This is a genomic window from Peribacillus sp. FSL H8-0477, assembly GCF_038002765.1.
In the GTDB taxonomy this organism is placed as follows: Bacteria; Bacillota; Bacilli; order Bacillales; family DSM-1321; genus Peribacillus.
Genome location: NZ_JBBODE010000001.1, coordinates 2,135,953 through 2,154,346, shown reverse-complemented (window position 1 = coordinate 2,154,346; position 18,394 = coordinate 2,135,953). Strand labels below are relative to the sequence as shown.

The 18,394-nt window shown below is 40.2% G+C and carries 22 protein-coding genes; 13 read left to right on the top strand and 9 right to left on the bottom strand.

Translation table 11 applies throughout. From position 1 onward, the window contains the following. Positions 1-19: 19 nt before the first annotated feature. Both MHI18_RS10800 and pdxK read right to left on the bottom strand, forming a co-directional pair. On the bottom strand, positions 20-367 hold the full coding sequence (locus MHI18_RS10800; RefSeq protein WP_340847349.1) for a YojF family protein: 348 nt from the start codon (positions 365-367) through the stop codon (positions 20-22). A 117-nt stretch (positions 368-484) separates the two neighbouring features. After that, positions 485-1,297: a pyridoxine/pyridoxal/pyridoxamine kinase gene (pdxK, locus tag MHI18_RS10795; protein WP_340847348.1), complete on the bottom strand. Its 813-nt coding sequence runs from the start codon at positions 1,295-1,297 to the stop codon at positions 485-487. A 222-nt stretch (positions 1,298-1,519) separates the two neighbouring features. On the opposite strand from pdxK, the gene mobA reads away from it, so the two are divergent. Genes mobA through MHI18_RS10775 form a run of 4 tightly spaced genes read left to right on the top strand, consistent with a single transcriptional unit; the run spans position 1,520 to position 3,872 of the window. After that, entirely contained in the window at positions 1,520-2,152 is a 633-nt protein-coding gene (gene mobA / locus MHI18_RS10790; protein ID WP_340847347.1) for a molybdenum cofactor guanylyltransferase, read from the top strand. Positions 2,153-2,156: 4 nt separating this feature from the next. Next, a complete protein-coding gene (locus MHI18_RS10785; RefSeq protein WP_340847346.1) occupies positions 2,157-2,621 on the top strand; it encodes a molybdenum cofactor biosynthesis protein MoaE in 465 nt (154 codons plus the stop codon). Further along, complete coding sequence (moaD, locus tag MHI18_RS10780) at positions 2,614-2,847, top strand: molybdopterin converting factor subunit 1 (protein ID WP_340847345.1); 234 nt, start codon at positions 2,614-2,616, stop codon at positions 2,845-2,847. The genes MHI18_RS10785 and moaD overlap by 8 nt, the downstream gene beginning before the upstream one ends. A gap of 5 nt (positions 2,848-2,852) precedes the next feature. Continuing rightward, a complete protein-coding gene (locus MHI18_RS10775; RefSeq protein ID WP_340847344.1) occupies positions 2,853-3,872 on the top strand; it encodes a MoeB/ThiF family adenylyltransferase in 1,020 nt (339 codons plus the stop codon). A gap of 45 nt (positions 3,873-3,917) precedes the next feature. Here MHI18_RS10775 and MHI18_RS10770 read toward each other — a convergent pair whose 3' ends face one another. Together MHI18_RS10770 and MHI18_RS10765 are read right to left on the bottom strand one after the other, a co-directional pair. Next, a complete protein-coding gene (locus MHI18_RS10770) occupies positions 3,918-4,247 on the bottom strand; it encodes a general stress protein (RefSeq protein ID WP_040376342.1) in 330 nt (109 codons plus the stop codon). Positions 4,248-4,368: 121 nt separating this feature from the next. After that, the gene (locus MHI18_RS10765) at positions 4,369-5,820 is read right to left on the bottom strand and encodes a phospholipase D family protein (RefSeq protein WP_340847343.1); all 1,452 of its coding nucleotides are present in this window, start codon (positions 5,818-5,820) and stop codon (positions 4,369-4,371) included. A 175-nt stretch (positions 5,821-5,995) separates the two neighbouring features. Here MHI18_RS10765 and MHI18_RS10760 point away from each other — a divergent pair, with 175 nt between their 5' ends. The 3 genes from MHI18_RS10760 to MHI18_RS10750 all read left to right on the top strand — a co-directional run bounded on the left by MHI18_RS10760 (position 5,996) and on the right by MHI18_RS10750 (position 7,652). Next, entirely contained in the window at positions 5,996-6,664 is a 669-nt protein-coding gene (locus MHI18_RS10760; RefSeq protein ID WP_445669966.1) for a uracil-DNA glycosylase, read from the top strand. 315 nt (positions 6,665-6,979) lie between these two features. After that, positions 6,980-7,264 carry a YwdI family protein gene (locus tag MHI18_RS10755; RefSeq protein WP_340847342.1) on the top strand — a complete coding sequence of 95 codons (285 nt, stop codon included), beginning with the start codon at positions 6,980-6,982 and terminating at the stop codon, positions 7,262-7,264. 19 nt (positions 7,265-7,283) lie between these two features. Beyond that, positions 7,284-7,652: a DUF423 domain-containing protein gene (locus MHI18_RS10750; RefSeq protein ID WP_340847341.1), complete on the top strand. Its 369-nt coding sequence runs from the start codon at positions 7,284-7,286 to the stop codon at positions 7,650-7,652. Between the two features lie 58 nt (positions 7,653-7,710). Here the strand turns inward: MHI18_RS10750 and gerQ are convergent, their stop codons facing one another. Then, positions 7,711-8,223: a spore coat protein GerQ gene (gerQ, locus tag MHI18_RS10745; RefSeq protein WP_340847340.1), complete on the bottom strand. Its 513-nt coding sequence runs from the start codon at positions 8,221-8,223 to the stop codon at positions 7,711-7,713. 245 nt (positions 8,224-8,468) lie between these two features. Continuing rightward, a complete protein-coding gene (hemQ, locus tag MHI18_RS10740) occupies positions 8,469-9,212 on the bottom strand; it encodes a hydrogen peroxide-dependent heme synthase (protein ID WP_340847339.1) in 744 nt (247 codons plus the stop codon). Between the two features lie 291 nt (positions 9,213-9,503). Here hemQ and pta point away from each other — a divergent pair, with 291 nt between their 5' ends. Both pta and MHI18_RS10730 read left to right on the top strand, forming a co-directional pair. Then, on the top strand, positions 9,504-10,481 hold the full coding sequence (pta, locus tag MHI18_RS10735) for a phosphate acetyltransferase (RefSeq protein WP_340847338.1): 978 nt from the start codon (positions 9,504-9,506) through the stop codon (positions 10,479-10,481). 57 nt (positions 10,482-10,538) lie between these two features. Continuing rightward, a complete protein-coding gene (locus MHI18_RS10730) occupies positions 10,539-11,384 on the top strand; it encodes a lipoate--protein ligase family protein (RefSeq protein ID WP_340847649.1) in 846 nt (281 codons plus the stop codon). 114 nt (positions 11,385-11,498) lie between these two features. On the opposite strand, the gene MHI18_RS10725 is transcribed toward MHI18_RS10730, so the two are convergent. Further along, the gene (locus tag MHI18_RS10725; protein WP_340847337.1) at positions 11,499-12,227 is read right to left on the bottom strand and encodes an RsfA family transcriptional regulator; all 729 of its coding nucleotides are present in this window, start codon (positions 12,225-12,227) and stop codon (positions 11,499-11,501) included. A 375-nt stretch (positions 12,228-12,602) separates the two neighbouring features. Here MHI18_RS10725 and MHI18_RS10720 point away from each other — a divergent pair, with 375 nt between their 5' ends. Together MHI18_RS10720 and MHI18_RS10715 are read left to right on the top strand one after the other, a co-directional pair. Then, positions 12,603-13,919, top strand: coding sequence for an HD domain-containing protein (locus MHI18_RS10720; protein ID WP_340847336.1), 1,317 nt, complete (start codon positions 12,603-12,605; stop codon positions 13,917-13,919). 35 nt (positions 13,920-13,954) lie between these two features. Then, positions 13,955-14,464 (top strand): YwgA family protein, encoded by a 510-nt coding sequence (locus MHI18_RS10715; RefSeq protein ID WP_340847335.1) that lies wholly within the window; start codon positions 13,955-13,957, stop codon positions 14,462-14,464. A 22-nt stretch (positions 14,465-14,486) separates the two neighbouring features. Here the strand turns inward: MHI18_RS10715 and MHI18_RS10710 are convergent, their stop codons facing one another. Continuing rightward, on the bottom strand, positions 14,487-14,672 hold the full coding sequence (locus MHI18_RS10710) for a 2-hydroxymuconate tautomerase (RefSeq protein WP_040376332.1): 186 nt from the start codon (positions 14,670-14,672) through the stop codon (positions 14,487-14,489). A gap of 142 nt (positions 14,673-14,814) precedes the next feature. On the opposite strand from MHI18_RS10710, the gene MHI18_RS10705 reads away from it, so the two are divergent. Further along, entirely contained in the window at positions 14,815-15,468 is a 654-nt protein-coding gene (locus MHI18_RS10705; RefSeq protein WP_340847334.1) for a site-2 protease family protein, read from the top strand. Between the two features lie 27 nt (positions 15,469-15,495). Continuing rightward, a complete protein-coding gene (locus MHI18_RS10700) occupies positions 15,496-16,005 on the top strand; it encodes a YwhD family protein (RefSeq protein ID WP_340847333.1) in 510 nt (169 codons plus the stop codon). A gap of 152 nt (positions 16,006-16,157) precedes the next feature. Here MHI18_RS10700 and MHI18_RS10695 read toward each other — a convergent pair whose 3' ends face one another. Next, positions 16,158-18,224: a transglycosylase domain-containing protein gene (locus MHI18_RS10695; protein ID WP_340847332.1), complete on the bottom strand. Its 2,067-nt coding sequence runs from the start codon at positions 18,222-18,224 to the stop codon at positions 16,158-16,160. Positions 18,225-18,394 lie beyond the last annotated feature (170 nt).

Below are 18,394 nucleotides of genomic sequence, written 5' to 3'. Positions count from 1 at the left end.
CCATTCATCTCCCTTCTTATTATTCAAAAGGTTTGCTGCTAATTTGTAATGCAACGGCAAGCTTCCCGGTTGAATCCAGTCCAGCCGTTAATAATCTTCCTTGTTCATCCACTTCATAGTGATTCAGCCCCTCAGCGTATACCCAGCCTATGTCTAATTTTAGGCCAATACGGTAGGGGTTATCTCCAATGATTTTTCCATGTTGATAGCGTACCAACGCATTACGGATGTATGCACCTGCAGAAAAGAAATCTTCGTTGTTATGGGTAGCGTAAGCTCCATTTGTTGTTTCTAGATGAAGGTAGATATCCTTGTTGGCAAATCCATCAATTACTCGTTGAACGTCAATGGGTTCAATCGGTTTCATTTACGCTTCCCTCCTTATTTAGCATGTGTATTTTATAATCTTACTAAAAAGATTAGCAAAAAGCGAAGAGATGGATTTATGATAAGAAAAGCTTACTCTCATTGAGAGTAAGCTCTATTATTTTTCGACACCATATTTGCGATAGGCTCCATGCATGACGGGGCCGACGAAGTCATTTAACTTCCATGAGTGTTTTATAGCTGCTGTTATATAGTCTTTGGCTAAGTAAATAGCTTCACGAACGGGTTTTCCTTGTGCCAGTTCAGCTGCAATTGCTGCTGATGAAGAACAGCCTGCACCATGTGTATACGTTGTATCCACTCGTTCGGATTCAAGGATTTCAAAATTATTCCCATCATATAATAGATCAATTGCTTTATCATGGTCCAGCTTATTTCCGCCTTTAATAAGTACGAACTTTGCACCGAGTGCATGAATGTTTATCGCAGCTTTCTTCATATCATCTATCGTCTTGATAGGCATTGTTCCAGCCAGTTGTGCTGCTTCGAAAAGATTAGGGGTCACAACAGTCGCCCTAGGGACAAGCAGTTCACGAAGTGCTACGGCTGTTTCTGGATGAAGAACTTCATCTTCGCCTTTACAAACCATAACCGGATCGATAACGACTTTATCAAGTTTAAGCTCGTCAATTTTCCGGGCTACGAGTTCAATAATTTCTACGGAACCAAGCATACCAGTTTTCATAGCATCTATACCGACTGAGAGGATGGTTTCCATTTGAGCTTCTAAAACATCAACTGGCTGCGGAAATACGTTATGAGACCAGTCCTTGGGATCCATCGTTACAATGGTTGTCAGTGCAGACATCCCATACACACCAAGCTCTTGGAACGTTTTTAAATCAGCTTGTAAACCTGCGCCGCCGCTAGAATCTGAACCGGCAACAGTCATTGCTTTTTTCATCGTCATGATTCGGTCCTCCTGAGGGGAATAATAATAATTAGGATATGTTCAGCGTGTTCCGAAATATCTTTAAACAAGCATATAACAATACATCTTGATTGTAAAATGCTAGAATGTGCAGGAAACTTGCTGGAAAGTTAACAGGTTCAAGCAAGAAAGCAGACACGATATTCGCGGAATATACCCCTTTTTAATATGAAGGATTAATAGTAGGATATGAGGTGAGGGATGAATACAACAGCTGTCATTCTAGCGGGAGGCAAGTCGTCAAGAATGGGCGAGAATAAGGCGCTTCTTCCTATGAAAGAAAAAACCAATATTGCTAAAATTGCTGGTGAACTGGAAAAGGTGACAAAGGAATTGCTCATTGTCACGAATACTCCAGAGGATTATCGTTTTTTAGGTTATCCGATGACTACCGACCGATATCCGGGATTCGGACCGTTAGCTGGTATTCATGCAGGATTATCCTCTTCAGAAACAGAGGTGATTATTGCTGTTGCTTGTGATATGCCCTTTATCCATGAAGGGATAGCACAGGAAATGTTGGATGCAGCAGATGGGTACGATGCAGTCGTTCCGGAGATTGAAGGCAGGCTGCAGCCGCTGTTTGCAGTGTATAAAAAATCCTGCCTGCCGCCACTTACTTCTTGTCTAGATAACCGTGTGCTGAAAGTTAGACAGTTTTTAGCAGCCATTACTGTGAAAATAATGAAGGAACAAGATTTTCGGTTATATAAAGAACAGCCGCATCTCTTTTCCACCTCGTTTTTTAATATGAATGAGCCTGAGGAATATAATCAGGCGAAACAGCTAGAAGAAGATTTATTGAACAAAAATGAAAGAATGAAAAAGGAGTAAACTTATGAATTTTGAACTGTCAAAGGAACCTATTGATATTCAGAGTGTAATTGACAAAGTCGTTTCAAGGAATGCTGGAGCAGTGACGACCTTTATTGGTACAGTCAGGGAAATGACAAAAGGGAAAAAAACGTTATTTCTTATCTATGACGCCTATGAAGCGATGGCTGTTAAGAAACTAGAGCAAATTGGTGCGGAAATTAGTGAACGCTGGCCTGATGCGACGACGGCAATTACCCATCGGACGGGCAAACTTGAAATAACAGATATTGCGGTTGTAATAGCCGTCAGTACACCGCATCGGAATGATGCCTATGAGGCAAATCGATACGCAATAGAACGAATTAAAGAGATTGTCCCAATCTGGAAAAAAGAACATTGGGAAGATGGAGAAAAATGGATCGGTAATCAACTAGAGACAGTCGAGTATCCAGCTGGTAAGCCTGAAAAGGAGGATTCAGATGATTAAGGTATTGTTATTTGCTCATTTAAAAGACGCTCTGGGAAAAGAAGAAGTAGCGATTGAAGCGGCGGGTTTGACGATTGCTGGTGTGAAAGAAAAATTAGCTGCTGACTTTAAGCTAGAGGGATTGGATGCTGTCATGGCAGCAGTCAATGAGGAATTTGCAGATGAGGAAACAGTAGTGACAGACGGCGATATAGTAGCGTTCATCCCTCCAGTAAGCGGGGGCTGAGAAAAGTGGACGAGCGTTATTCACGGCAGACGTTATTTACGCCAATTGGACACTCTGGACAGCAAAAGATTCGAGGGAAGCATGTTATCCTAGTCGGTGCAGGAGCTCTCGGGTCAGCCAACGCAGAAGCACTGACTCGGGCTGGTATCGGTAAACTGACGATTATTGATCGTGATTATGTTGAAGCAAGTAATCTTCAGCGGCAGCAGCTGTATACAGAAGCTGACGTACTGGAGAAACTTCCAAAGGCTGAAGCTGCCAAAAAACATTTGAACGAAATTAATCAAGATGTAGAAATTGAAGCATTAATTATTGATGCAACAGCGCTAACGCTTGAGAATCAATTACCAGGCGTTTCCTTAATCATTGATTGCACAGATAATTTTGAAACACGTATGGTGATTAATGATTTAGCACAGAAGTATGCAATTCCTTGGATATATGGAGCTTGTGTTGGCAGTGTGGGAATGAGCTTTACCATTATCCCCGAAAAAACACCATGCTTAAATTGTTTGATGCGGACCATTCCGATGCAAGGGGTTACCTGTGATACAGGGGGGATTATTTCGCCGGCTGTTCAAATGGTGGTTGCTCATCAATCAGCAGAAGCCTTGAAGATTCTAGTAGAGGACTGGGATGCTGTCAAACCGAGCTTTACTACCTTTGATCTGTGGAGAAATGAATACCAAAGCTTTAAGGTATCTAAAGTCAAAAAAACAGATTGTTTATCCTGTGGTGAGTCCCCAACCTACCCATTTTTATCACCTGAAAATGCAACGAAGACGACGGTGCTTTGTGGTCGAGATACAGTCCAAGTAAGACCGCCGGTACAGCGGAATCTTAAACTTGATAAACTGGCTGCTGACTTAGCAGGCGGGGGCTATGAAGTAAAAGGGAACCCATTTTTGTTATCGATTGAAAAAAATGGTGAGCGGATTGTTGTTTTTCAAGACGGACGCGCGTTAATTCATGGAACCAAGGATCTTGCTCATGCTAAAGCTCTTTATCAACGAATTTTAGGCTAAAAAACAGGGTGTCCCATATTGGGACACCCTGTTTAATGTAATGATTTATTTAGCATCTGTGCTGGCAACTAGAACAACCTTGCCTTTATCTAATTCTTTTTCATATTGGTTGGCTTCATTTTCAGTCAATCCAAGATTAACAAAGCTCTTGCGAAGTTCGTCTCCACGAGATTTGAAAATATTGCTAACTTTATCGATAAGGCCTAATTCAGCCAGTCCTACTGATTCTGTATCTGTATTCTCTGTAAGGTGCTCGGAGCGGTCTTTATCATGGGCGAACAGATAAATATTTTCTTTTGTAAATTCAGTAATAGTCAATTGATCAATTTTTTCTTTCGCTTGTAATCCATTTTCTACAACATGTACTTGATACATAAAAAAATTCCTCCTTAGAATACGTTCATTTTAGTTAGGTAAATGTGTTGCGGCTATATAGTATAGATAACCTATTTTTCCATAGTTGAAACATTTATTTATTGAATGGACTTGAAAACAACTAGTAAGTTGTTACGCCAATAAGCTTTTGAATTCGGTACATAATGTATTTGAAAACAGGCAGCTTATCTTGGTATTCCTTATAGTCTACCGTGTATTGCCCATCACCATTGTTCCAAATTCTATCGAAATAATCGTTTACTTCTTGGGAAACTTCCGCGTCAGCTGGGGCAGAGATTTTTAAATTGGCTTCAAGATTATAATCATTAAGATTCCGGCTAGTGTAGTTGGCAGAACCGCCAATAATTAAACTACTGTTTGTCTGCTTTTTATTAATGAGCATTAACTTGGTATGATACTGCTCTTTTGTCGTGTTGTACCAGCGAATTTGGATATGTTCATTATCAAGCTTTTCAAATTCTGCGGCGACCGGTAGGTTAGGAAGGCCGATTTTTTCTGAACCAAAGGCATTTTGGTTAGGATCAAGAACCATGTTGATGGAGACTCCGCGTTGGGCCGCCTCGGTAAGAGAGGTGACAACATCGCGATCGGCAATATAAAACATGCCAATCCAAATTTGATCGCCCTTCTCGCTTTCCTGGATGGCCTGAAGGACATGCTTAGTGATTTTTCCCTCGGTTAGAAATTGAACAGCAACGTCACCTTGTTCAGCTTGCTTTTGATGATAGACAGGAAAGTCATTTGGGCCATTCGAATAATCAGCAACAGCTTGTTCTGCTTTAACAAAGTCTCCAATTATATTTCCTTTAACGGAAAAGGCAATATTAGAGTGAAAGCCGCTGGCATCATGAGGGTTAGCTGATGTAATAAGCGCCTCTTTCTCAGTGGCTAGCAGTTTTCGATGATTGGCTTTGACATTCAACAATCGTAAGTAAGACCGAACGGTTACCTTCGGAGCTTCAGCAGCCATAGGATTTGGTATCCACCCGGTGCCGCTCTCTCCAAACCACTGTAAATAGGCTCGGTAAAAACCAGAATAAACAGGTGTAGGATCACGAAGTTTATCTAAATTTGTGATGATAACCTCCACGCCGTTTTCTTTGAGCTTCTCAATCTCCTTGGATTTATACGCATTGTAGTTTGTATTCACTTCATCTGTAACGAAGACTACTTTTAGATTAGGTTTCTTTTGTTTTTGCGTAATGATTTTTTGAGTAAGTGTTTGACTGAGCTTAGGAAATTTTGTTTTTTCATCGTAATACCCATTAAATAAAAACATGTCTAGAACGAGAAATTCCTCGGCTTTATCGATGGCTTGATACATGGTTTGAAAAATCTCTTGTTCGTGCTGATACTTTCCATTAAGATCTTTGTATGATAAATCATAAATAAAATCGACATCGTCCACAAAATGAACACTTCCTTCATAGGAAATGCCCTCTGGAAGTGGCTTATACTGGTTATAGATAATAACAATTGCAACGATGATAAGAAGGATCAAAGCTGCAAGAACTCGTTTTTGTTTCATCCATTTTTTTACTTTATTTGTCATATATAAGCCTCCAGCCAATAATTTACCTGCTTTCCTATATATCCATTAAGGGGTGATGGAGAAACCTACTTCCTAAAAAAGCTTTTTTATTTTCTTGTGAAGGCTCTTGGTCGGCACTGGACTTCCTTTGTCGTATACTAGTAAAACAAGAGATGAAGAGAGGAACTGGTACATCATGAATACGATTAAGAATGATTGGGGCCGGATGTTGGCCGGTGAATTCTCTAAGCCATATTATCAACACTTATGCGAATTTCTAACGACTGAATATGACCAGCATCTTATCTATCCAAATCAGCAAGATATATTCAATGCGTTTCACTATACCCCGTTTGAACAGGTGAAGGTGGTTATCTTGGGACAGGATCCATATCATGGTCCAAAACAGGCACAGGGATTGAGTTTTTCCGTTAATCCAGAAGTGCGGATTCCGCCGTCATTAAGAAATATTTTTAAAGAGTTACAGAATGATATTGGCTGCAGTATACCCAACCATGGAAGCCTGATTGATTGGGCTAAACAGGGAGTATTGTTATTGAATACGGTGTTGACAGTCCGTGAAGGAGAAGCTCACTCGCATCGTGGTAAAGGTTGGGAGACATTCACTAATCAAGTCATTACTTTGTTAAACGATAAAGAAACACCGATTGTCTTCATTTTATGGGGCAAACCTGCTCAATCCAAATTACCGCTGATTAACACAAGTAAGCATCGAGTGATTACCTCCGCACATCCAAGCCCATTAGCGGCAAGGAGAGGTTTTTTTGGAAGTAAGCCATTCTCGAAAACGAATCACTTATTAAAAGAGTTAGGGGTAACAGAGATTGATTGGGAAATTAAATAGGTTGGAAATGTTTCACGTGAAACAGCAAATAATGGGTAAATTAAAGGAGCAATTTCTTGGAAGATAAGAAAATCAATTGTTTGGCCTGTAAACATTACTATGTAACCTGGGATCCGCAATTTCCCAAAGGGTGCAGAGCCTATCAATTTAAAAGTAATAGGCTTCCTTCAGTAGAGGTCCTTCGAGCATCCGGTGAAATCTGTCTGAAATTCGAATCTAAAAACTAGACTAACATAACTTTTGAATTTACTATTTTGTGCTTACTGGCTATTTTTGATATAGTCAAAAGCAGAGAAAGACAATGAGGTGATTTTGATGGAAATTTCATCTGACAAAATTTTAGATAAAATGGAACAGCTGGTTACACACGCAAAACAAGCTAGTTCAGCAGAGAAATTGAACGAATACATTATGGCTATTCAGGTTCTATGTGATGTATTAAGTGATGGCGGTTCGAAACAGAACAACTTTCCTTCATTAAAAAAGCTGCCGACAGCTGCACAGAATTATCAACCTGTTCAATCAATTATGCCGTCAATGCCGCAGTCAAAGCCAGTAAAAATAGAGGCAGCTAACGGTGAATCATTACTAGATTTTTAAAAGAAAGAGGGATTTCTACATGAAATTATTCATTATCCTTGGAGCCATTCATGCTTTTATAGCAGTAGCTCTAGGTGCTTTTGGAGCACATGGTCTTGAAGGGAAAATTCCAGCTAAGTATCTGGAAACCTGGCAGACTGCTGTTACATATGAAATGTTCCATGCTGCTGGATTATTGTTTATCGGGATTCTTGCTGGAAAAATTTCTAGTCCGTTAATCAATTGGTCCGGCTGGATGATGTTTGCCGGAATTCTTCTTTTCTCGGGAAGCTTGTTCATATTGAGTGTAACGCAGATTAAGATACTCGGTGCAATTACCCCAATTGGCGGCGTAGCATTCCTTGCGTCATGGGTGCTCATGATTATTGCCGTTTACAAACATTTATAAAAATAAGACCATAAAAGAGAAGGCATCTCTTTTATGGTCTTATTTTGTATGGATATCATTATCTTGGAGGGTAAGAGGCTAAGTTTACCGGTCCGGTGGCATATGGATATTCGTACTCGATTTCTTCGTCGAACGTGGCATAATCCAGATACACCATTGGAATCAGATAACGAAGGCCCGTTTGTGGGTCGCTAATGATTACATGATCGCGCCCTGCTGCTTCAATAATTCCTTTGAAAATCTTAGCATTCCATTCTTTATTCCCCTCAAATGTTGCGTAAATGGTGACTAACTTTCCTTTATTAAGACGAAGGATGTTTTCAATGTAGGATTCTTCCACGGGCAGCATACCTGGTATTACAGGACCGCCGCTTTGGGTACCTGGTTGTTGGGTAAACTGCGGCTGCTGCTGCATGGGTTGGTATTGCTGTTGCATGGGCTGCTGTTGCTGCTGATAACCTTGCTGCCCCTGCGGATAGGACTGCTGTGGCTGCTGTCTAACATCTAGATAAGGCTGATACTGATTTGGGTTGTAGCTTTCATATGGATTTGGAATATTGTTTTGCTTCATCGCTTTCCCTCCAAATATCTAAAATATAGAAATGAGCTGTTCTAACATCTTACGTGATAAAGATGAATCGTAAACTGCGCTCAAACGCGGCTTAGATTGCCTCAAGAAATTACATACTTCACTAGTTCATATGTATGGGAAGGTTTGCCTTTTTATGACAGCCTATCAAAGTAAAAAGAGAGGTGACATTTGCAGACATAAAAAAAGTCTCCAGATTCATCTGGAGACTGACTGAGTTTATTGAATTATACAGTGAAAAAAGCTTGGAAATTTTCTTCTGGAAGAATGTTTCCGACAAAGAAAGTACCGAAGTCTGCATAGCGGGCACTCACTTCATCAAATCTCATTTCATAAATTAATTTTTTGAATTGAAGTACGTCATCAGCAAATAGCGTAACGCCCCATTCATAGTCATCAAATCCAACTGAACCTGAGATAATTTGTTTCACTTTTCCAGCGTATGAACGACCAATCAAACCATGCGAACGCATTAAGCTTTTACGCTCGTCCATTGGAAGCATGTACCAGTTATCGTTGCCTTCACGCTTTTTATCCATTGGATAGAAGCAGATATGGCTTGCTTTTGGAAGAATTGGATAAAGTCTTGAACGAACATGTGCGTTTTGGTAAGGATCCTCTTCACTTGGAAGATAGTTGCTTAACTCTACTACTGACACATAAGAATAAGCAGGAATTGTATACTCAGCAAGCTTCGATTTATTAAATTCCATTTCGATTTCGTTTAATTCTTCCATTGTTGGACGAACAAACATCATCATGAAATCAGCTTTTTGTCCTACGATTGAATAGGTCGCGTGACTGCCTGTTTTTTGATCTTGAACAGCATTCCATTTTTCCATTAATCCTTGGAATTCTGCAAGGGCTGTTTGGCGCTCGTCACTGCTTAATAATTTCCATGATGTCCAGTCAATTAGGCGGAAGTCATGTAAACAATACCATCCGTCTAATGTTTGTGCTGCTTGACTCATTCTTCTTCACTCCTAATAGTTCATTTCTATATCCATACTATACCATAGAATGCTGTAAAGATAATGTTTTAGCGGCCAGTAAGCGAATGTTCAAAAAACGTTCATAAATCTTATTTTACCCTGTAGACATAGGTGATAATCACTAAAAATAGTTATATGTGAACATTGAGCAAGTGTGGAAATGAAAAAATATCCAGTGCGCAGGTTAGGAAGTAAATGTTTGCTGTTGTACAATAATAGGAATAACAAATACATATACAAATCTCGCAGAACATGAGGAGGAAGTTAAAAATGGTAGATATCTTCGACACGTTAAAAGCGAAAATCAGTGGTAATAATTTAAGAATTGTTTTTCCAGAAGGTCTTGATGAACGAGTACTTACTGCAGCAGCCAGGCTGGCAGAAGAAAAGCTATTAACACCTGTATTAATTGGGAATATTGAGCAGATTCAAGATAAAGCGAAACACTTAGGTGTTTCACTTGAGGCAGCGGAAATTTATGACCCTCAACACTATATTTTAATGGATGAGCTTGCAGCTTCATTTGTTGAAGCGCGGCGTGGAAAAGCTTCAGATGCTGAAGCACGAAACATTCTATTAGATGAAAACTATTTTGGGACGATGCTTGTTCATACGAATAAAGCGGACGGGCTGGTAAGTGGTGCAGCGCATTCTACTTCTGATACCGTGCGTCCAGCGCTGCAAATTATCCGCACCAAGGAAGGCGTAGCCAAGACGTCAGGGGCATTTATCATGGTGCGCGGTGAGGAAAAGTATGTGTTTGGTGACTGTGCCATCAATATAGCTCCGGACAATAAAGACCTTGCAGAGATAGCAGTAGAAAGTGCTAAAACGGCGAGGATGTTTGATATTGAGCCAAAAGTTGCGATGCTAAGCTTCTCAACAAAGGGTTCCGCACATTCTCCGGAAACAGAACGGGTATCAGAGGCTGTTCAACTGGCACAAGAATTAGATCCCACTCTTATCGTCGACGGAGAGTTTCAATTTGATGCAGCATTTATTCCATCTGTAGCTGCGAAAAAAGCACCAGGTTCATTAATTCAAGGGGATGCGAATGTATTTGTTTTCCCGAGCTTGGAATCTGGGAATATCGGCTATAAAATTGCACAGCGATTAGGAAATTTTGAAGCAGTAGGTCCGATCCTTCAAGGTCTCAATCGTCCAGTCAACGATTTATCGCGCGGATGTAATGAGGAAGACGTCTATAAATTAGCCATCATAACTGCTGCTCAAGCCCTTCGGAGTTAAGGTAGCAACATGGTATAATGGGCAGGAATGAATTTTGAACATAAAGGAAGCGTAACTATGAATGAAGCAGGTTCGTTATTGGTTCAGCCTGTATGGCGGATTATTGATCAGTCATCGATTGGACTTGGGATGTCAGCACTAAATTCCTTTGCGGTCGATGATACTTTATGTGCTTCTGTTGGAAGTGGAAATTCGCCAGCAGCTGCACGAACGTGGGTCCATGATAAAACGATTGTTTTGGGTATTCAAGATACGAGATTGCCATTGTTAAAAAAGGGAATAGAGTACCTTACTGAACAAGGATACTCAGTCATTGTGAGAAATTCAGGCGGACTTGCTGTAGTCCTTGATACGGGTGTGTTGAATATTTCACTCGTCTTTCCAGAGGGAGATCATCGGATTGAAATTAATCGTGGTTATGAAACGATGCTCGAGCTTGTTAGAAAGATGTTTGCTGAATTTCCACTAGATATTGAAGCAATGGAAATAACCGGTTCCTACTGTCCTGGAAGTTATGATTTAAGTATTGGCGGAAAAAAGTTTGCTGGAATCTCTCAGCGCCGCATTCGTAATGGGGTAGCGGTACAAATCTATCTTTGTGTTTCCGGCAGCGGTTCAGAACGTGCGAGCTTAGTAAAAGGATTTTATGATGCAGCTAAAGGCACACATGAAACGAAGGTTACGTATCCAGACATTCAACCAGAGGTGATGGCATCACTCGATGAATTGCTTGGCAGTTCGTCAGTAGCTGATGTGATGTTGAGATTGCTGCAAGTACTTAAGCAGTCTGCAGGTCAACTAACATCTTCACAGCTTGAGGCAGATGAATGGCCGCAGTATGAAGCGTATCTAGAACGAGTGGTAGAACGAAATGATAAGGTGTTTCAAAAGATAGATGAATAAGTAAAAAAATCTGGTGCTTCCGTAAGGAACTGACCAGATTTTTTTATAATCTATTAGACAGGCTGCTGCCTGCTCTCTCTCCCTAGATGAAGGCGAGCCTCCATTTAACAAGCGTTACTCGGCAACTTTTTCTAAATTACCATTTCTGTCCATCTTAAATTTTGTTGCCGGCCGGTCATCTTCTTCTAATAAGACGAGTTTACGAGCGCGGTTCATAATTTTCATTAGTGTTTCATAATCTTCTTGAATCAGTCCCGTATCTTGCTCTAAGTGATTTACTTTTCTTTCAAGCTCCTGATTCCGTTTTCTTACATCGTTTAATTCATATTTCAGTCTCTCATTTTCGGTACGTAATACTTCAAGCTGAAGGCTGGTACCATTCATAGATTTTAAATAAGTAATTACAGCATCAAGTGAAAGATTCTGAGTGTGTGATTGTTCTTTTTCTACATATTCCATTGGTATATATGGAGTTTCAACCTCTGTATCTAAATGAATACTAGTTTCTATGTCCTCTTCAACAGATTGATTGGCTGGAATAGTTATATCGGATATGGTTGGTGTTGGAGGGGTATATAGTAAACGTTTCTTGCCTCCAAGGTCCTTTCCTAGTATCCGTTTCCGTTGCTTCCGTTGTTTTTTTGCTAGAGACAGTGCCTTGTCATAAGTATGACGGACAACGGCATTCCAGCGGAATCCACAAGCGGCAGACGTACGGTTTAATTTATCTCCTACTTCTTCAAAGGCATTTAATTGTGTGCTTCCTTCCCGAACATGCCGGAGAACGGTTTCAGCTAGTAATAAATCATCTTCTTCGGTCCATGCATCTTGACGAACTTTCATAATATCTACTCCTTTTCTGGTAATTTATACTTTCTTGTAAATTATTTGTCATGACTTTAGATTATATATGTTGTTCTAGTCTTCATTGTCGCCAGATGTTAGACTTTTTATACCAAAAACTTGGAAGGATACTAGTTTTTTAAAGTGAACAGCAAGGTTTTTCATCTCTTTAGAGTGGTATGTAAGAAGTGCAGAATGTGTTTTTACTAAAAATATAGACACAATAAGATAAGAAAAATATTTTCGACAATAAAAATGTTGAAACAACAGGACTTCATACGATATGACATCATTTTTACCAAAACTGACAGGTAGGAATCCTGTCGAGAACGAGCTATACTAAAAAGTATCAGACTATAAAAAAGAGGGTAGGCCATGGAATATTCCGGTGAAAAGTTAAGCGAAGAGAAAGTATTTAAAGACCCGGTTCATCGCTATATTCACGTGCGTGACCGGGTAATATGGGATCTAATTGGGACAAAAGAATTTCAACGCCTTCGCCGGGTAAAACAGCTAGGGACGACGTATTTGACTTTTCATGGTGCGGAGCACAGTCGATTAAGTCATTCGTTAGGCGTTTATGAGATTGTCCGCAGAATCATTGATGATGTTTTTGAAGGCAGACCAGAGTGGAATCCAGAAGAGCGTCTGTTATCATTGTGTGCAGCATTGCTTCATGATTTAGGACATGGTCCATTTTCTCACTCATTTGAAAAGGTATTTGACCTTGATCATGAGTTATTCACCAGGAAGATTATTCTTGGTGATACTGAAGTGAATACTGTACTTAAGCATGTTGGTGATGACTTTCCCAAGAAAGTAGCCGAAGTCATTGCCAAAACCTATAGCGGTAAACTCGTCGTCAGCCTGATATCGAGTCAGATTGATGCAGACCGGATGGATTATCTACAGCGTGACGCATATTTTACCGGGGTCAGCTACGGCCATTTTGACATGGAACGAATTATGCGCGTTATGAGACCTCGTGAGGATCAAGCTGTCATCAAGCAAAGCGGCATGCATGCCGTAGAAGATTACATCATGAGCCGCTATCAAATGTATTGGCAAGTCTATTTTCACCCGGTAACCCGGAGTGCCGAAGTGATATTAACTAAGGTGCTGCATCGAGCTAAGTATTTATTTGAGACGGGCTATCATTTCGAGCAAGACCCAGTTCATTTTCACTCACTTTTCAAAGGTGATGTTACCTTGAAAGATTATTTGAAAATGGATGAAGCGGTGATGTTATATTATTTTGCAAACTGGGAACATGAACGCGATGAAATACTAAGTGACCTTTGCAATCGGTTTATGAATCGCCGTCTGTTTAAATATACGGAGTTTCATCCTTCCAATGAGCAAATGAATAAGTTGATTGAACTAACAAAGCTGTTTAAAAAGGCAGGGATTGATCCTGACTATTATTTGGTTGTAGACTCTTCCTCGGATTTGCCGTATGATTTCTATCGGCCAGGTGAGGAAGAAGAACGTCTGCCGATTCATCTATTGAAAAACAATGGAGAAATTCGTGAGCTTTCACGAGAATCAGAAATTGTCGAAGCGATTTCAGGCAAACGTCGGACCGATCATAAATTATATTATCCTGCAGATTTTTTGCGCGACGAATCGACAAATAAAAACGTGAAACAACAAATTCGCCGGCTGCTTGAGATGGCAGATGAAAAAAAGTAGTTTGATGGAAATATTGTGTGAGGAGTGATTTTCCTTTGTTCAAGGAGCACGCTAGAATTATGAATGCCATTGCGGCGGCTGGTGAGATTGCAGGCAGGAAGAAGCTGCAGAAGATTATATATATCGCTAAAAAGCTGTCATTTCCTTTTCAAGAAAAATTTGAGTTCCATTTCTATGGTCCTTATTCAGAAGAGCTGACACTGCGAATTGAAGAACTATGTAATATGGGATATTTACATGAAGTGAAGGAAAAGAAAGCAGGCTATTACCAATACTGCTATTCTATTACCGAAACGGGAAAAGGATTTATGAACATGCACGAAATCGACATGCCGAAGCTTGATGATTGTCTGCTTGACATGAATGAAAAAAATGCTCGCTTTTTGGAACTGGTTTCAACGGTGTTGTACTTTGAGACATTGGCGAAGGAAGAAGTAGCGGAAAAGATTTTTACACTCAAGAGTAAGCAGAGATATAGCATAGAGGAGATTGACGAGGCATATCAATATATTGACTCCCTAAAAGGAAAAGCTAAGCTGTTATAAGCTTAGCTTTTCCTTTATGTAGTTACTTATCGCTGAATCGTACGCCATTTTGGGCATAATGGTTTTTTGACATTTCTTCAATGAAAATCGTGATGTTTTCAGAAGGGGCACCTGTTGTTTCAGATACAGCCAAAGTTACTTTTTCTACTAAGGCTTTCTTTTGTTCCTCTGTACGTCCTTCAAGCATTTTTACAGTTACATAGGGCATGCAGCGTCCTCCTTTCATACGGTATGTCAGTAGTGTTTCATACCAAAAAACGAATTGCAAGAAAAGGAAGACAGCTCAACTTTTTTTCTTCAATAGGAATTTGTTGTATACTAATCGTATCAAACAATAAGGGAGAGTCCATGTGGAGAGATTTTTAGCGTTTAATTTAGAAGAAATTCCATATGTGGTGGCTGTGCTATTAATTGCCTTCACTGTCCATGAATTTTCTCATGCCTATGTCGCGTATAAGTTCGGGGATCCTACGGCAAAAAACCAAGGGCGTGTGACGCTGAATCCGATGAAGCATTTGGATCCTTTCGGGACCATTCTCCTATTGATAGCAGGATTCGGTTGGGCTAAACCTGTACCGGTCAATCGATATTATTTTAAGAATCCTAGGCTTGCCGGGGTGCTCGTATCAGCTGCCGGACCATTGAGCAACCTAGTAGTGGCTGCAATCGGTTATGCCATTCTGTATTCATTTTTCGCGTCCGGACAACCAATACCGGTTTATGTGGAACCATTTATCAATAAATTAATCCAACTAAATGTGGTATTATTCGTCTTTAACTTAATTCCGCTTCCGCCATTAGACGGCTATCGGATTGTAGAGGATCTCGTATCTAATTCAACTCGAGCTAAAATGACACAATACGAAAACTATGGTTCACTTATTTTCTTAATCTTGGTGATTATTCCACCATTAAACGCCATTACGATACAACCGATTTTTTCGACCGTAATCCCGTTTATTTATGATCTTATGAATCAATTTTTCAGGCTGTTCTTTTTTTAATATATTTGTAAAAGGAGGTAGTAAGGAATGGAAGAACAACCTAAGAAAAAGCTGGGCTTTAATATTATTAAAAATGACCCGACAGAAGGACATGGCGGGTACGGAGCTGGTGTATTAACCCTGGATAATATATCGCCGGTAATTATTGATGTTGAGGCAGGAGATGCTGTTGTTGATATCGGTGCTATGCATGCAAGGAGCACGGTTGAACGAGGTATCAAATTTTTAAAAACAAAAGAAGAGGTACCGAACGGCAAGCTTTACTGGCTTGTTTGGGTAACGATTGAAGCTACTCAACAAGGACCTATGTATGCAGGGATAACTGCCTGTGAGATGACAGTAGACAGGTCAATCAGACGCGGATACAAATCATTGCCCGAACATGTAAACAATATGGATAAATCACTCAAACGCAAAATAATTGTTTCACATATGGACGAGAAATCGAAAAAGATTTTAGCTGACTTTTTGCAACAGCATGATGCTGGTATGTGGGCACGTTCTACTGAACAATTAAAACTGGACCTCTTAGGCTGAAATATGTCTAAAGTGTGAATGTTACCTTGTTTAACTGGATAATTCTTGTCGAATTAACAGTTTATAAGTAAACTGAAATCAGCGTATCAACGCTATAGCACTAGGACACAAAAAACCTCGATTGCCTCCCTTGGCTTTCGAGGTTTTTTGCTTTATTGCCAAATTTTTAAGAATCGCTTGTACCATGGTGCCTTTTTATCATCTAGCTTGGGGACCTTCTTTTCTGTCTTTTCTGGGTTCGACTGTGTGCAAAATTCCTGCGGCTCGGTTCCTTTTACAAACGCAGTAAGTCTAGAAACAGGGCAGTCATCGGTCGAAAGTTTGCCGCTTATCGGATCGACAGCAACATTAATGACATCTTTTGGCTGCGGAAATGACTTAACCGGCTCCCCTTTGAGACTTTGTTCCATAAAACGAATCCAGAGCTTTTTCGCATACATCTTTTCCGTAGGATTAGTAATTTTCTTTGTTTGGTCGTACCCAGTCCACACCCCAGTCACTAACTCTGGTGTATAGCCAATCATCCAGCTGTCCGTAGAGGTGGAACCCGATTTACCAGCATATATCCTTGATATTTCAGGAAGGATGGTGCTGCCTGTTACTTTGGTATATCCGTTTAATTTTGAATCAAACACTCCAGTTAACATCCCGTTCATAACTGCCGTTCGAGCAGGATCAAGAAGTTGTTTTTCTTGAGGAGCTGACTCGAAAATAACCTCACCCTTTGCATTTTCTACCTTGGTAATGAAAGTTGGCTCCACTTCTTTTCCGCCATTAGCTAAGATACTGTATGCATTGACCATTTCGATAGGTCTTACGCCGGATGTTCCTAGTGCAAGAGAAGGTACATGGGCCATTTTTGCCGTAATGCCAAATTTCCGAGCGGTTTTAATCAATGCATCTTTTCCTAAATATAAGTGAGTCTTCACGGCATAGACATTATCGGAGAGTGCGATGGCCTGCGCTAGAGTGAGTTCACCATTGGCATACTGGTTGTTATAGTTATGGGGCGTATATGATGGTTCCCCCTTATCAAATGTAAAGGTGGTTGGCTCGCTCAACAATGTAGTAGAAGGTGTAAAGCCGCTTTCTAGCGCAGAATAGTAAAGGAGCGGCTTAATGGTAGAGCCAGGCTGACGAACCGCTTGAGTAGCCCGGTTAAAGGGTGATTCCTGATAATTTCTACCTCCAACAAGAGCTTTTACTTCCCCTGTGCTGGGTTCCATTGTAATCAACGCTGCTTGAATGGATGAATCTTTCGATAGAATGTCGGCAAATGCTTTTTCAGCAATTTCCTGCTGCTTCACATTTAATGTTGTAAAAACCTTTAACCCGCCCATTTCAATGGTTCGGTTATCAATCTTTAATTGTGTTTTTAGTGCAGAATTAACCGCATCTTGGAAAAAAGGAGCGTGGCTCTTTTTTTCTATTTGGTACTTTCCATTTAAGGTAAGTTCGGTCTTGTCCGCTTGAGCACGTTCCTTTTCAGTTATATATGTTTGGGTAACCATTGAAGAAAGAACATGGGATTGGCGATCTTTAGCCAGTTGAGGGTTAGCTATAGGTGAATAACGTGAAGGTCCTTTGGGAATCCCAGCAAGCATACTGGCTTGAGCAATAGACAGCTTACTCGGATCAACACCATAGTAAAACTGACTAGCTGCCTTAACGCCATAGACACCATGTCCATAATAAATCGTATTTAAGTAGCCTTCGAGAATTTCTTCTTTTGAATAATTCATCTCTAGTCTTAATGTATAAAGCGCTTCATGAGCTTTTCTGCTCCAAGTTTTATCATGACCTAAATAGAGATTCCGTGCGTATTGCTGTGTAATCGTACTAGCACCTTGTACTTTATCCAATGCTTTTAAATCAGCAATCAAGGCACCCGCAATCCTTTTTATATCGAAACCATGATGTTTATAAAATTTACGATCCTCGACAGAAATCGTCGCGTCTATGAGATTTTGAGAGATGGATGAGAGCCCCGTCCAATACCTTTTCTGGCCAATATCTGTTTCTCCTATCAATTTTCCACTGTCACTGTAATAGAGACTAGATTGCGGAACAGCAATGGTCGGCGGACCGAGAATTTTTACATAGATCATAAGAGAAAGAAACAACAAAAACAGGGAAAGGCCTGCAAGAGTTGTGAGAATGAGAATGGCTCGAATGTACTTAGGGCTTTTACGAAAACGTTGTCCAATATGGATTTCCAAATCCACACACCTCACTTTCCTTAGAAAAAAAGTAATAGTATTCAGTATGAAAGTAAAACGCAGTTTTTAAACATCTATTTTTAAAATTGAAATAATACTTGCAATTCTGCTAGATTCATCTATACTTTTTCTAGCAAATCCGAAAACTGGTAATTGTGGAACGGGTTGCT